13 protein-coding genes are annotated in these 14,021 nt (G+C 43.8%); 4 read left to right on the top strand and 9 right to left on the bottom strand.

What is annotated here, in order from left to right; genetic code table 11:
- Window positions 1–125: 125 nt before the first annotated feature.
- Both ACFFUV_RS11980 and ACFFUV_RS11975 read left to right on the top strand, forming a co-directional pair.
- Window positions 126–623, top strand: coding sequence for a GNAT family N-acetyltransferase (locus tag ACFFUV_RS11980; RefSeq protein WP_390192920.1), 498 nt, complete (start codon window positions 126–128; stop codon window positions 621–623).
- Window positions 624–986: 363 nt separating this feature from the next.
- The gene (locus ACFFUV_RS11975) at window positions 987–1,631 is read left to right on the top strand and encodes a flagellar brake protein (protein ID WP_390193303.1); all 645 of its coding nucleotides are present in this window, start codon (window positions 987–989) and stop codon (window positions 1,629–1,631) included.
- A 47-nt stretch (window positions 1,632–1,678) separates the two neighbouring features.
- Here the strand turns inward: ACFFUV_RS11975 and gltS are convergent, their stop codons facing one another.
- Entirely contained in the window at window positions 1,679–2,905 is a 1,227-nt protein-coding gene (gltS, locus tag ACFFUV_RS11970) for a sodium/glutamate symporter (RefSeq protein WP_390192918.1), read from the bottom strand.
- 616 nt (window positions 2,906–3,521) lie between these two features.
- Between gltS and ACFFUV_RS11965 the strand changes: the two genes are divergently transcribed.
- Window positions 3,522–4,436 (top strand): polyprenyl-phosphate transporter, encoded by a 915-nt coding sequence (locus ACFFUV_RS11965; protein ID WP_390192917.1) that lies wholly within the window; start codon window positions 3,522–3,524, stop codon window positions 4,434–4,436.
- A 75-nt stretch (window positions 4,437–4,511) separates the two neighbouring features.
- Here ACFFUV_RS11965 and ACFFUV_RS11960 read toward each other — a convergent pair whose 3' ends face one another.
- The 4 genes from ACFFUV_RS11960 to ACFFUV_RS11945 form a co-directional block, all read right to left on the bottom strand.
- The gene (locus ACFFUV_RS11960; RefSeq protein WP_390192914.1) at window positions 4,512–6,821 is read right to left on the bottom strand and encodes an FdhF/YdeP family oxidoreductase; all 2,310 of its coding nucleotides are present in this window, start codon (window positions 6,819–6,821) and stop codon (window positions 4,512–4,514) included.
- A gap of 12 nt (window positions 6,822–6,833) precedes the next feature.
- Window positions 6,834–7,715 carry a formate dehydrogenase accessory sulfurtransferase FdhD gene (locus tag ACFFUV_RS11955; protein WP_390192912.1) on the bottom strand — a complete coding sequence of 294 codons (882 nt, stop codon included), beginning with the start codon at window positions 7,713–7,715 and terminating at the stop codon, window positions 6,834–6,836.
- A gap of 413 nt (window positions 7,716–8,128) precedes the next feature.
- The gene (locus ACFFUV_RS11950; protein WP_390192910.1) at window positions 8,129–8,686 is read right to left on the bottom strand and encodes a flavodoxin family protein; all 558 of its coding nucleotides are present in this window, start codon (window positions 8,684–8,686) and stop codon (window positions 8,129–8,131) included.
- Between the two features lie 207 nt (window positions 8,687–8,893).
- Window positions 8,894–9,862 carry an arginine deiminase-related protein gene (locus ACFFUV_RS11945; protein ID WP_390192907.1) on the bottom strand — a complete coding sequence of 323 codons (969 nt, stop codon included), beginning with the start codon at window positions 9,860–9,862 and terminating at the stop codon, window positions 8,894–8,896.
- 315 nt (window positions 9,863–10,177) lie between these two features.
- Here ACFFUV_RS11945 and ACFFUV_RS11940 point away from each other — a divergent pair, with 315 nt between their 5' ends.
- A complete protein-coding gene (locus ACFFUV_RS11940) occupies window positions 10,178–10,882 on the top strand; it encodes a DUF445 domain-containing protein (RefSeq protein ID WP_390192905.1) in 705 nt (234 codons plus the stop codon).
- A gap of 66 nt (window positions 10,883–10,948) precedes the next feature.
- On the opposite strand, the gene ACFFUV_RS11935 is transcribed toward ACFFUV_RS11940, so the two are convergent.
- The 4 genes from ACFFUV_RS11935 to ACFFUV_RS11920 all read right to left on the bottom strand — a co-directional run bounded on the left by ACFFUV_RS11935 (window position 10,949) and on the right by ACFFUV_RS11920 (window position 14,019).
- A complete protein-coding gene (locus tag ACFFUV_RS11935) occupies window positions 10,949–11,689 on the bottom strand; it encodes a DUF481 domain-containing protein (protein ID WP_390192904.1) in 741 nt (246 codons plus the stop codon).
- A gap of 140 nt (window positions 11,690–11,829) precedes the next feature.
- Complete coding sequence (locus tag ACFFUV_RS11930; protein ID WP_390192903.1) at window positions 11,830–11,964, bottom strand: adenosine deaminase; 135 nt, start codon at window positions 11,962–11,964, stop codon at window positions 11,830–11,832.
- Between the two features lie 449 nt (window positions 11,965–12,413).
- On the bottom strand, window positions 12,414–12,626 hold the full coding sequence (gene cspE / locus ACFFUV_RS11925) for a transcription antiterminator/RNA stability regulator CspE (RefSeq protein ID WP_390192901.1): 213 nt from the start codon (window positions 12,624–12,626) through the stop codon (window positions 12,414–12,416).
- 334 nt (window positions 12,627–12,960) lie between these two features.
- Window positions 12,961–14,019, bottom strand: coding sequence for a zinc-binding dehydrogenase (locus ACFFUV_RS11920; RefSeq protein ID WP_390192898.1), 1,059 nt, complete (start codon window positions 14,017–14,019; stop codon window positions 12,961–12,963).
- Between the last annotated feature and the right edge of the window lie 2 nt (window positions 14,020–14,021).

Genomic DNA, 14,021 nt, shown 5'->3' with positions numbered 1-14,021 from the left:
CCTTGTAAAAAGAAGCATACTACCCGCTCTCGAAACATTAACCAACATTTGATTAACAAAGTTCTGGCTTTTATTTTCTATTTCTGAGATATAACATACTGTTTAATAAGAAAAAGGAAAGCAGCATGAACATCCACATTCGACCGACTCAGATCAGCGATGCACAAGCCTTGGCAGAACTCTATTCTCAACCCAATGCTCAAGCGGGCACCTTGCAATTACCCAACCCTAGTACCGCGATGTGGACAAAACGACTGGAGAGTATGCCACAAGGTGTCTATTCATTTGTAGCTGAAGTGGACGGTAAAGTCGTGGGTAATATTGGCTTTGAGCATTCACAACGTCCAAGAACGGCGCATTGTGCAAGCTTTGGTATTGGCGTTCATGATAATTACCACAACCTCGGCATCGGTTCACGGCTGATCGCCACCGTCCTCGATCTTGCTGATAATTGGTTGCAAGTGTCTCGCGTTCAAATTGAAGTGAATTGTGATAATGAATCCGCGATCGCCTGCTATAAAAAATTCGGTTTTGAGATTGAGGGACAGGCGAAAAATTCCGTTTTTCGCCATGGCAAATACATCGACACCTATTATATGGCCCGCTTAAAACCCAATTGTTAACGTTCACAGGGCTTATCATGGTATAACGGGTAATAAGCCCTTGGTTCATTTGAATTCACCTCTCAAGCCCCACCACTACTCGCATTTGATTAATTTCTTGTCGAAAAAATACTTATTTATAAGATTCTCAATTTAAAGACAAAATGAAAGTCAGAAGTGCTGTCTAGCTCAAAGAAAATGGCGTACTGAGTATTTGAACTAAAATCACAGTAACCATAATATGGGTAAGCGTACTGCAACACGGGTGGTCTATGCGCCCAGCAAATAGAAATAACAATACTGATACATACCCATAAACATAAAAAGTAATAAGCAGTGACACAAAAAAGAAATTCAACGTTAAACAGCACGGACGCGTTAGCGATGATCGAACATGGCGGCGAAATGACCATCGGCATTACTACGCCAGTCGGTACATCATTTCGCGCAAAAACAGCGTTTATCGGTAAACACAGCCAAAATATCGCCCTGATTGAACTTCCAACGATCAGTGATGATGACTTGGATTATTATTTCCAAGAAGGGTTCTGGCTCGTAGTGCGTGCCATTTCTCAACGCGGAGAAGGTGCGCTGGTTCATTTTCGTAGCCAGATAGTACAGCTCTATCTCCATCCAATCCCGATGGTAGCCATCTCGGTTCCGCAAACCATGCAAGTCGCTCAGCTGCGAAAAGAGCCTCGGTATGAGCTCAATCTTGCTACCAAAGTCAGCACAGAACAACACCATGTTGATGGGGAAATTCGCGATCTCTCAAAGGGAGGTTGCCGATTTGTCACAGCGCCACTCGCTAAGAATTTCCAAGTCGGTGATATTGTCCATTTGCATGTAAAAGTGGATACCAGACATCAGGTCCAAATGGCGCCGCTGCACGGAAAAATATGTAACTTGCAGCGTTCTTTACACTATGCGCGCTACGGGGTGGAGTTTGATGAACTCGGTCAACAAGCTGCCAAAAAACTTTTGGGCCATTTGAAGTTTGATGGCACTCGTCTCACACTAAGAGCCTGAAGTATCATTAAACAAACCATAAGCCCGCTAAATCGCGGGTTATTTATTTAACCAAAGAAACTAATAAAGCCTTGTAAAATAATTAAATTAACAATATCGATAAAGAAGGCTCCGACAATCGGCACCACCATAAACGCCTGAGGTGACGGGCCAAATTTGGTCACCAGTGAGCCCATATTCATCACCGCTGTTGGCGTGGCGCCCAACCCAAAACCGCAATGTCCACCGGACATCACCGCGGCATCGTAATTCGACCCCATCACCTGAAAAGTCACGAAATAAGCAAATAACCCCAACACAACCGACTGCACTGCCAATATCACTAAAAACGGGATCGCTAAATCAAAAATATTCCACAGTCTTAAACTCATGAGAGCCATGGCTAAAAACAATGCAAGAGAAACCGTTCCAAGTACATCCACCGTGTCAGTATCAAGCTTTCTGACTTTACTCACCTCAATCACATTGGTAATAAAAACGCCAATAAACAAGGCATAAACAAAATCAGGGATCATCAACCAACTGATTTCATAATGACTCACCCACTGCTCAAGATACTTAGCCCCGGTAACGCAAAACAGCAAAATGAACAGCACTTCGATGACTTTTTTCGGTGTGATTTTTTCTTCTTCATATTCGTTATAGGTCACGACTTCCGGATGCTTTTCATGCGTGTGCCCTGCACTGCCATAATCAGACTCAAGCTGATGCTTATTGACCAGTTTTTGAGCAACAGGGCTGCCAATAATTCCTCCGATAATCAACCCAAAGGTCGCTGAAGCCATCGCAATTTCTAGCGTATTTGAAAGCCCGTAACTTTCTGAAAACGTCTGAGCCCATGCGGCTCCAGTGCCATGGCCACCAGAAAGTGTAATCGAACCAGCTATCAACCCCATCAGCGGATCTAACCCCATTGCGCTCGCTAATGTCACGCCCACACCGTTTTGCAGCACAATATATCCAGATGCAACGGCGAGAAAGATAAACACCTTCATTCCCCCCTTTAACAATTGGGTATAATTTGCTGCTAATCCAACAGTACTAAAAAACATCAACATAAAGGTGTTCTGTAGTGGCAAAGAGAAGGCTAAATCCACCCCCTGAAAATGCACTAACGTAATGACCAAGGCAACCATTAACCCACCGACAATAGGCTCAGGAATATTGAACTGCTTTAAAAGCGGGATTCTAGAATTAATAAAGTGACCTAAAAACAGAACGCCAATTGCGATCAGAAACGACTCTAGGGTGCCAATGGAAATAACTTGGTTCATACCACCTCTTTATCATCTATTAAATGTGTTCGCGGGCACACACTGAGTTCCACGCAGCACTTCGCCACTTGCGACCAACCGTCAAGTGTGTAGATGAAATTCAGTATAAAAATCACAACCAATGCCAATAGGCACGGCTCATCAATGGAATGGCCCACTTACCTTAAATGGCAAGCGAATAATGACAGCTTATACCCAACGCCGCTCTTAGAGGTGAGACGCCCCTTCGAGGAAGGAATCAAAGACCGATGAATCTTGGGCGAAAAAAAAGCCAACCGAATATATTCGATTGGCTACATAAATTGTGAACAAATTTTATTCACTAACAACGTCAGTTGGCTAGGTGACCCTCGGCTTAATAAGGGTCACTACTTACAAAGCATAAGTTGTGCCAAGTTATTTTTGGTCAAATTTTATTAAATATCCGTTAATTTGACCAATAGCACGCCATTCTATTTGCATTTTGCAATTTCATTTTGCAACCATGTGCAGAACGATATGCACCTATTTACTTATAGACAATATTATCAATTTAAGAAATTCGTACTTTTTTTACAATGTTAGGATTAGAAATCAGTATACTTTGCACATTCTAATCACAAGTATTAATGGCTAAATGAACTATATAAGCACCTTCTTAAAAGGCATGGCGATGGGCGCAGCGGACGTTGTCCCCGGCGTTTCCGGTGGTACCATTGCATTTATTACTGGCATCTACGATACGTTACTTGAAAGCATTCGTCGTGTGAATCCAAGTTTATTGGGTCTCTGGAAACGCGAAGGCTTCAAAGCCGCGTTTAATCACATCAATGGCTTTTTTCTCATTGCGTTGTTTGGCGGAATCCTCACGAGCATCGCGACCCTCGCGAAGTTAATTTCTTGGCTTCTCAATCATCACCCTATTCCTTTGTGGTCATTCTTCTTTGGTCTGATTTTGGTGTCGGTTTACCACATGCTCAAGCAAGTCGAAAAGAAAACCGCGCTGCGCTTTGTGTTCATGCTCATTGGCATTGGCGTCGCTTACAGCATTACTGTGTTAAAACCTCTCCACTTAGAACCCACTTCGCTCAACATTTTATTTGCAGGTGCCATCGCAATTTGTGCCATGATTCTTCCAGGCGTGTCTGGCAGTTTTATTTTGCTGATGATCGGTATGTATGCGCCTGTTCTTGCAGCCGTTAAAAATGCAGAAGCGTCTTTGCTCGTGATGTTTTTATGTGGCTGTGTGATTGGCCTACTTAGCTTTTCACACCTTCTGTCTTGGTTACTCAAACGCTACCGAGATCAAACGTTTTTATTTCTAATCGGTTTGATGCTTGGAACATTGCCAAAGATTTGGCCATGGAAAGAAACCGTTTCTTGGCGTGAAAACTCAAAGGGTGAATTGGTTCCGCTAGTTCAAAATAACCTCTCTCCATTTAACTTTGAGTCCGTAACCCAAGAACCCGCGCAGTTAGGTTTAGCGATTGTCTTGATGTTATGCGCGATTGGCTTAGTGTTAGGGTTAGAGAAGTTCGCAAACCAAGAATAAATCATATTCCAACGATAAAATATGCGATCAAAAAAAAGAGGCCCTATGGCCTCTTTTTTATCGACTTCGCTTACCTTAAGCGCTGCGAACCAATGTATTACTGGCTTCACTTGGAGTGAGCACCACGGCAATCGATTTGGAGGTTGGCGTATCGCTAAAGTCACCTTTACTTTCAAGTGGGATCAGCGCATTGGCTTCTGGGAAGTACGCCGCGATGTTGCCTTTTGGAATCTGATATGGGATCACTTTGAAACCATGAATTTTACGCGTTTTATCATCGGTCCACAGTGTTTCAATATCAACCAGAGCTTCGGCTTGCAGACCTAGAGCTTCAATATCCTCAGGGTTTAGGAACACCACGTTACGCTCACCGAAAACACCACGATAACGGTCATCATAACCATAGACAGTGGTATTATATTGGTCGTGTGAACGCATCGTTTGTAATACAAACACCGGACGTTTCGCGGTACTTTTCACGTCATGATGGAGAATACTTTCAGGCAAGGTATTACTGGTGATTTGTGCTTTACCTTGCGGATTATTCCAGCGTAACTCACGCGCGCTATTGCCCAAGTAGAAACCACCCGGCTGATCCAAACGTTGGTTAAAATCAGTAAAGCCTGCAATGGTTTGTTCGATATAGTCACGAATATTGCCGTAATCATCAGCCAGAGATTGCCAATTGACTGGGTTCTCTTCGCCAAGGGTCGCTTTAGCCATACCAGCGATGATCGCGATTTCGGAGCGCATCAACTCAGCGCTTACATCCACGCGTCCAGAAGACGCATGAACCATAGAGAATGAATCCTCTACCGTCACTTTCTGCTCGCCAGAGGCTTGCATATCGATATCGGTGCGCCCATAGCACGGCAAAATCAGTGAGGCTTTACCAGGGTTTACATGGCTGCGGTTTAACTTCGTCGCAATGTTCACTGTGAGGTCACATTGACGCATTGCATCCATGACCCTTTGAGTATCAGGAGCGGCAGCAACCAAGTTACCACCAAGGCCAATAAAGACTTTACTCTCACCACGGCTCATAGCTTGCAGTGCATTGACCACATTATGACCATGAGATTTTGGTGGCTCAAAGCCAAACACTTTCTCAATGTTTTCCAGCAAAATAGCTGGCGGCTTTTCATTAATACCAACGGTTCGGTCACCTTGCACATTGGAGTGACCGCGTACAGGACAAAGCCCAGCGCCCGGTTTGCCAATTTGACCAAACAGCAGCTGCAAGTTGACGAGTTCTTGAATGGTTGCCACGGAATGTTTGTGTTGAGTGACGCCCATAGCCCAAGTCACAATGCGTGTTTTTGCATTGAGGTAAATATCCGCCGCTTGAACAATCTCATCTTGAGCCAAGCCTGATTGCTCTAGAATTTGCTCCCAAGGTGTAGCTTCTACCGTTGCAAGGTAATCGTCCAATCCTTGAGTATGTTCGGCGATAAATGCTAAATCAAAAATACTATCGCCTTGTTGCTGCGCTTGATGATGGCGTTCAAGCAGTACTTTGACCATACCGCGAACCACAGCCATGTCACCACCTAACTTGGGCATAAAGTAGTGACTCGTGGTCGGCGTTGAACCGTTGCTTAGCATCTCTAATGGATGCTGAGGGTTAGTAAATCGCTCTAACCCTCGCTCTTTTAGATTATTGAATGCCACCACCTGTGCACCACGCTTATTTGCCGCAGCAAGTGTTTCAAGCATACGAGGGTGGTTAGTCCCCGGGTTCTGTCCAAACAAGAAAATCGCGTCCGCGATTTCAAAATCTTCAATCGTCACGGTGCCTTTACCAATACCGATGGTTTTCGCGAGAGCAACACTGGTTGCTTCATGGCACATGTTTGAACAGTCAGGGAAGTTATTGGTACCAAAACGGCGAGCAAATAACTGATAGACAAACGCCGCTTCATTGCTGGCTCGGCCCGAAGTATAAAACTCAGCTTGGTTTGGATCATCAAGTTGGTTTAGATGTTTCGCCACCAGCGCAAATGCATCGTCCCAGCTGATCGGCTCATAATGATCGGTCTCCGGGTTGTAGCACATCGGCTCGTTCAATCGACCTTGATATTCAAGGTAGTAATCCGTTTGTTTGTTTAACCAAGACACTGAATATTGCGCAAAGAATTCTTTATCAACACGACGCGTTGTCGCTTCCCAGTTAACGGCTTTCGCGCCGTTTTCACAGAAACGAAAACGCCCAGGGACACCCTTTTCTCCCCATGCACAACCTGGGCAATCAAAACCATGGTCTTGGTTAGTGCGTAATAAATTGGAGATGTTCTTCGCGACATTCTCACTTTTAAACAGGTGCTGAGTGGTGGCTTTAAGCGCGCCCCAACCCCCTGCCGATCCAGAATATTGTTTATAACTCATTCGCTTCTCTTCTTATTCTTGCTCTGGCTTCATGCGCCAGTGTCCATGGTATAAATTAAAGTAATCAGACTTGGTAAAACCAATCAACGTCATATCAAATTGACGGGCAATGTCGACTGCCACTTTAGATGGCGCGCCAACGGAGACGATGGTAGAGACGCCAGCAATCACCGCTTTTTGCATTAACTCAAAGCTAACGCGGCTGCTTAGTACAACGACACCACGGGGGTGCATCGCCTGCTGACGGGCTAAATGCCCTAAAAGCTTATCTAAAGCATTATGGCGACCAATATCTTCAGCAACTGCAATTAATTGATTGTCGACGATATATGCAGCACCATGTACCGCACCAGTATCGTGAAACTGCTGTTGATGACGGTTAAGTAAAACCGGGTAGTTAAGAACTTGCTCAGACGATAGCCAATGCTGGCTTTGGTCTATATCACGCGGATTCGAAAGCTGTAACGCACGTATTGATGTGGCACCACAGACACCACAACTTGACGTACTCACAAAGCGGCGGCTCGACGAAGCCAAACGAGGCTCGACCCCCGGTTTCAGTACCACGATCACGTGATTCATTGCGTGGCTAGTATGCTCGTCAAAGTAACGGATGGTTTGAATATCCAGCCAGCTATCCACGACGCTTTGACTCAGTAACAATCCATACACCAAATTGGTATCGTCACCAGGCGTACGCATTGTCATGCTCCACAGCTCGCACTGTGTGCTCTGATCGGTTTGCCATTCGATGCTGATTTGCAGAGGCTCTTCCACTGCGAGTACATCTTCGGCAAAGCGATAGCCACGATGACGAGTGTAACGCTTACGGTTAACGCGCGTTAGATACACGGGTGCATCATCGCGCAAATTGCTGACTTTATTTGATTGCATGACACCGTTCTTGAGTTTGTTAGAATACGCGAGGACAAGCGTCAGAGAGGGGACAAATAGACAGAGTGCTTAGCAACACAGAGCATCGAGACCAGACCGACGACTTCAATGATTTCGCGCGAAACTCAGCTGAGTTTCCTTTGTGAAATTATGGTTAAATTACTCCTTGCTATGACAGGCGTCAATAAAACAATAATTCAACCGCCCACACTCAGAAATAAAATTTAGCTGCGCATCTGGGCAATATCCATCAATTTCGGTCTATTTAGCGGTTTTTCACGACCATTCAAACCATGGTTAAAAATCGCAATAAAAGATTTCAAAAATGAAAACAAACCATTTTTTGCAAGGAAGAAAGAAAGAGCGAAACAACGCGGCATGGTTATTTCGCTCTGAATAAACCGCTTTAACGATTATTTCCAGCGAGCTAAGGTTTTGGCAATTCGCTCACCGTACAACACCGCCGTGTCAACATCACCTTGAGGAATATCTTCCGCTCCCGCGTCCGTTGGTGACTGCATGTACGCGCCGATTGAAGCGCCCAGATTATTGACATCATTTCGTGTTGCAGCCAGAGTATTCGCAGGCAAAATGCCAAGACCAACCCAAACCCCGCCATGCTGCATCGCAAGTGTAAACAGGTAATTCATTGTCGCTTGCTTATCACCATTTAACGACCCCGAGTTGGTAAAACCACCAAAGATCTTATCTTGCCATTTTTGTTCAAACCAAGCTTTTGACGATGCATCAGCAAATTTCTTAAATTGCCAACTCGCCATCCCCATATACGTAGGCGTACCAAATACAATCGCACCCGCATCATCCAGAAGTGTCCACTGCTCCTCAGAGATTTCACCCTCAGAGGAAATCTCGACTAACGTCGCATTCGCCCCTTTAGCGACCGCTTCTGCTTGTCTTTTGGTATGACCATATCCACTGTGAAACACGACCACAATGCTCTCTTTGCTCATTGTTTCTCTCCTTTCGCCTTTTGGGTTTAAATCGCCGCGTTCGGCTCCAACTCAGGTGAATACGCGAATCGACTTATTAACTATAGTACGAACATGCTAGGGAATAAGTATTCCCAGCTAACATTAACCACGATGTCGCCGTTGATAAAACGCAAAAAAGGGAACAAAATGCTCCCTTTTTAGTTGACCACTTATACACTCATTCGTTCACAACGATGTAGGAAGAAAGACTTCGGCAAGCATGCAACGAACACTGCCTCCACCAATCTGTTCAATGGTTGAAACATCAAACGCGATGAGCTTACCGTGAGTTGCCAATTGGTGACGCTGTGCAAGTGAAAACGCCTGAAAAGCAGACTGCGACATGGCGATCACTTTCTGTCCATTGGTCGCTTGTAGCTGCAAAATATTCCCGCAGAATTGATTCATCTGCTCAAGAGAGATCGAGATGACTTGCTTATCTTTAGCAAGGGATTTAAGCACGAAGCGGCGCTCAAACTCAGGAATAACTTCATCACAAATCACACAAAAACGTTCGCCAACCGACATCATGACATTGGTATGATAGATAGGCATGCCTGACGGAAGCGCAGTCTGAAACGAAATAACCTTCGAGTAACCAATGCGCTGCGCATAGTCTTCCAACACTTCTCGATCACAGCGTTGTGACAATGCTGCGTAGATGGTGTGATTGAGGTGGTCCATGACCATAACGCCCGTACTTTCCAGAAATGCATCGCTCTCCGTGTACGCTTCGAGGCTATCCACCTGCGTGGTTTGACGCCCTTGATTTTTCAGCGCCCCAATCAGAGCCGATACCTTTACTTCTTCACGGCGATTTTCACATGCCATAGGAAAGGTAAAGAGCTGACCCCGTTGAGTGGTGCTAAACCAATTATTTGGAAACACCGCATCAGGAGTGGGTATGTCAGACAAAGGATAATCGAATTCAATCACCTCGATGCCTTCTCCGCGAAGTGTCGAAGCCATAACTTGAAATTCACGCAGAGCTTGCTGACGAACCTTTTCATCACTTAAGTTAAGCTTATTTTGAAATTCATTATCTTGCGCGGTCTGGGCGTTAAATTTGAATTCCTTGGGTGGCACCATGACTACGCACTGGGCGTTTTGTACAGAGCTTGATTGTTGCGTCATCGACATAGGGTCTCGAAACATCGCCATACTCTTATTTTGATCCATCAATATCGAAATTGTAATCACAATGTTACGTAAAGAATTACTGAATTAAGTCATAAAGACTGTACGCAAAAGGAACATTTATGGTTAGAAAGAGGAAAATCAGCAATAATCACTTCATAAAGTCGAAAACCCAAAAAATGTTATCGGAAATTCCTCTCGAATTTCTTATATTGGATGTCATGGTTAACGGTGTTAGTTGCAAAAAGCCGCGAGAATTCGCGGGGTTGTTTCAAATGGTGCCCAACTCTATACTCTAGCGATCATTATTCTTCAACCTCACTTAAGATCATCATGAATAAGAGTTTTATCACCAACGTTATTGCACTGGTGTTGCTAGTTGCCGGATACGTTACTGGCAATACCGTCGTTCTTTATGCTGGTTTATTTGCTTTTTCTGGCGCTGTAACCAACTGGCTTGCTATCCATATGCTGTTTGAAAAGGTGCCCGGATTGTATGGATCAGGCGTGATTCCGGCCCGCTTTGAAGAGTTTAAGCTCGCCATCAAGACATTGATGATGCAGCAATTTTTCACACAAACGAATATTGATCGATTCCTAAATAAAGAAATGGCAGGAGAGAACAGTCTCAATTTAAAACCGGTGATTGAGAAAATTGATTTGCACCCGGCGTTTGATTCGTTAGTCGAAGTGATTTCCAACTCATCATTTGGTGGCATGCTGGCCATGTTTGGCGGTGCAGAAGCACTCGAGCCACTAAAGGCACCGTTTGTTGAGAAAATGCAGGAATCTATCATTGAGATTAGCCAAAGTGACACCGTCAAACAGGCTCTGAAAGAGCAACTTGAATCACCACAAATGATGGAAGAGATTCAACAGAATATCGAAAACATTATCGACCAACGCCTCAATGAGTTGACCCCAAAAATGGTTAAGGAAATTGTTCAAGCGATGATTAAGCAACATCTTGGTTGGTTGGTGGTCTGGGGAGGCATCTTCGGCGGTATTATTGGCGTCATTTCAGCTTCCATTCTCTAACTACTCGCCTTCTTTCTCTCACAAGCGGGCATTGTGTTACCCGCTTGTGAATACCATCACGTCAACTTAGAAATCATAACTCAAGCTTAAGGTGCTATAGATCTCATCATTACTTTTGGTTGAAGCAACCTCAGTATTGTAGATATATTGTGCATCCACGACCAAAGCTAAATCAGTCATCAGTGTATTTTTTAAGAACGCATCAACCGTATATTTGGTGTTGGATGAACCATATTCCATCCTGCTGCCGCCCCCAAAAGAAAACGTTTTGGTCATTTTTCGCGAGCCTTTGATAAAAGCAGAGCCAATCAATTCATTGGTTTCTTTGTTTGGATGATCAACATCGCTTGCCTGGCGTTTGGTATAACGATAACCGGGACCAAGCCCCGCTTCGAGCTTGGTCTCTTTATCGTCTATCAATTTATACCCCAAACCCGTGATCAACGTATAGCTTTGCCGGTAGGTTTCAAATTGGTTATGTTCATATTCATTCTCCACATAACCAGATAATGCCTCACCAATATCATAATCCGCTTTGTAATAGAGCGTATATTTATTGGTCCCGTCATCATCATCCGTGTCGGTATAATAGGAATTAAACTTCATATCATGGGTCCACTCGCTAGGCTTATAAGTTAGCCATAATGCTGAGTTGAACGACATTGATGTATTGGAGGTTTGTGAATAAAACAGGCCAACTTTGGTCCCTGCTTTTAATGGAGATTCTTTTTCCGAGTCAGTTTTGGCATAAACCGAACTGCTGGTTAAAAACGTCAGTAAGGCGATACTGACAATATTAGGTTTCATACTTACGACTCCTCTGCTTTACTGCACTTTAATCAACGAGTTAATTAAGATGTCAGCATGAAGTCATACTGCCGTTAGGGCATAGAAAACCAATATCGAGCACGCTCTACAGAACGTGCAAAATACAGTATAGAGATAGGTTACAGTTCGAATTGTTTATTAAATTCGCGCTCTGCCAGTATATCCTCAATTCTCTTCCTAGTTTGGTGAGTTTTATTCGCTGCAGTTTCTTTTTCACTGCTTTTTTTTGTTTTCTTCGTCGTTTTATTGCTCATAAATTAACCTTATTATCACTCAAAAATCCTTCTGTTTATTTACTCTACAGTAAATGAACCTATTTTTATGCCTGTTTTTGTAAAAATATCACCTTGACTGGTGTTTTCGCAGAAGTCGAAATGAAGGTTAGCTTGAGAAAGAGAAATCTTAGAAAGGATATGACGCTGAAGGATATCGCTATTTAATTGATGGATGTGAGCACTCCATCTTATATTTTTATTTTCTATGATAAAGTCTATTTTGAACACTCGGATGGCTTACTCCCCTTAGTATTGTGATCACGTAATATTTGGTACCAATAACGTTGGCGGCTCGTTCTTCGAGACATGATGTTTCCTAGTTTTTTGAAAAGATAGATATAGAAATTAGAAGTGGTATGAAAAATAAGAAGCGGTTTTGTGAGGAATGGGAAAGGAAGGTGTGATGCAATGCACCACACCTAGAAATATTAAAGTGCAGTTACGTTAGCTGCTTGAGGGCCTTTTTTACCCTGTTCTACTTCAAAGCTTACTTTTTGGCCTTCAGCCAAAGTTTTAAAGCCTTCAGAAACGATTGAGTTGAAGTGAACGAACACATCAGCACCGCCGTTATCTTGAGTGATGAAGCCGAAACCTTTAGTTTCGTTGAACCATTTAACTAGACCAGTAGTTTTATTAGACATAGATACCTCTATAAAATTTTAAATATTAAATACACGCTACGAACAGAAGCTATTTATGGATTATCAGGAGAAGCTATCGCAGGTGGTAGACGAAAGGTATCGAATGTTTACTGAGAAAAGACTTTTGCTAAATTTACACTAATAGCTCATTTGCTAGAGCTGTGGGTACTATACAGGTAGTTTTAAAAATCACTAGTGTTATTTTCACTTTTTCCGATTTTATTTTTATTCGTAAGCGAACGTGTTCTAAAAAGAAAACATTGCAATACAAATTGCAGCATAGTGAGATAAAAAGCTCCTATGTGGACGTACATAAGAGCTTTTAGCCTCGTAATTACATCGACTCAAGCTCTCCATCACGCCAGGGCTCAATCACCACTTTAATATGGTCATTGGGCGTCATTAACGTATCAAACGCAGTTTGCACACCATCAATGCCCACTTTTGCAGTCAACATTTTACGCCAAGGCAACTGGTTATCAGCGATGCGCTGTAGGCACTCGGCAAACTCCTGTGGTTGATAGTAATAACTAAAACGCAGTTCAAGCTCTTTAACCGTTGCATAAGCATAATTAATTTCTGCTGGTGTGGTATGAATCCCCGTGATCACAATCCGTGTTCTTGCAGGCGCACGGCGCATAAATTCATTGATAAGCGTATGCTTGCCAACGCACTCAAAAATCACCAATGCTTTATCATCAGCCATAGCTGCAGCTAACTGTACTTCGTCTTGTTGACTTGGATTCACCTGATGGCTGGCGCCAAATGCTTTACCTAGCGCCAATTTGTCATCCTGAATATCGACGGCAATAATTTGAGTAACGCCGCGCTGCTTAAGTGCGGTTATTACGGCAAGACCAATGGGTCCACAGCCGACCACCAGCGCGGTTTCACCACTTTTAATATCACTTCGGTTAACCGCATGTAAGCCAACAGCCAAAGGTTCCGTCAAAGCCGCCGCTTCAGAGGGAACATTGTCAGGCACCCCAATTAATAACACTTCATCAAGTAAAAAATATTCTGAATAGGCACCGTACACGCCGGGCGTCACCCCGATACCAGCCTGATTTTCACTAAGAAGAAAAGGGATAGATGTCACCCGGTTTCCGAGCTCAAATTGTTGTTTGGTATCGACGCCGTATTCAATCACTTCTGCACAAAATTCATGCCCAAGCATCACAGGAGCGGAGTTGTCTATCGTCTCCGGCATCACGCCAAGCTGACGATAAACATCGAATACCTCATCGGTGTGACGAACAATATGCAAATCGGAGCCACATATTCCGCACGCCAAACTACGCACTAATACCTGCCCAGCTCCAGGTTTAGGCACATTCACTTGCTCAAGGTGTACGCGGCCCCCCTGCATGACGATACTTTTCATCAGTGCCATGG

This window comes from Vibrio olivae, assembly GCF_042428525.1.
GTDB lineage: Bacteria > Pseudomonadota > Gammaproteobacteria > Enterobacterales > Vibrionaceae > Vibrio > Vibrio olivae.
The sequence above is the reverse complement of the archived record's forward strand: the minus strand, read 5'-3'. Positions and strand labels throughout refer to the sequence as shown.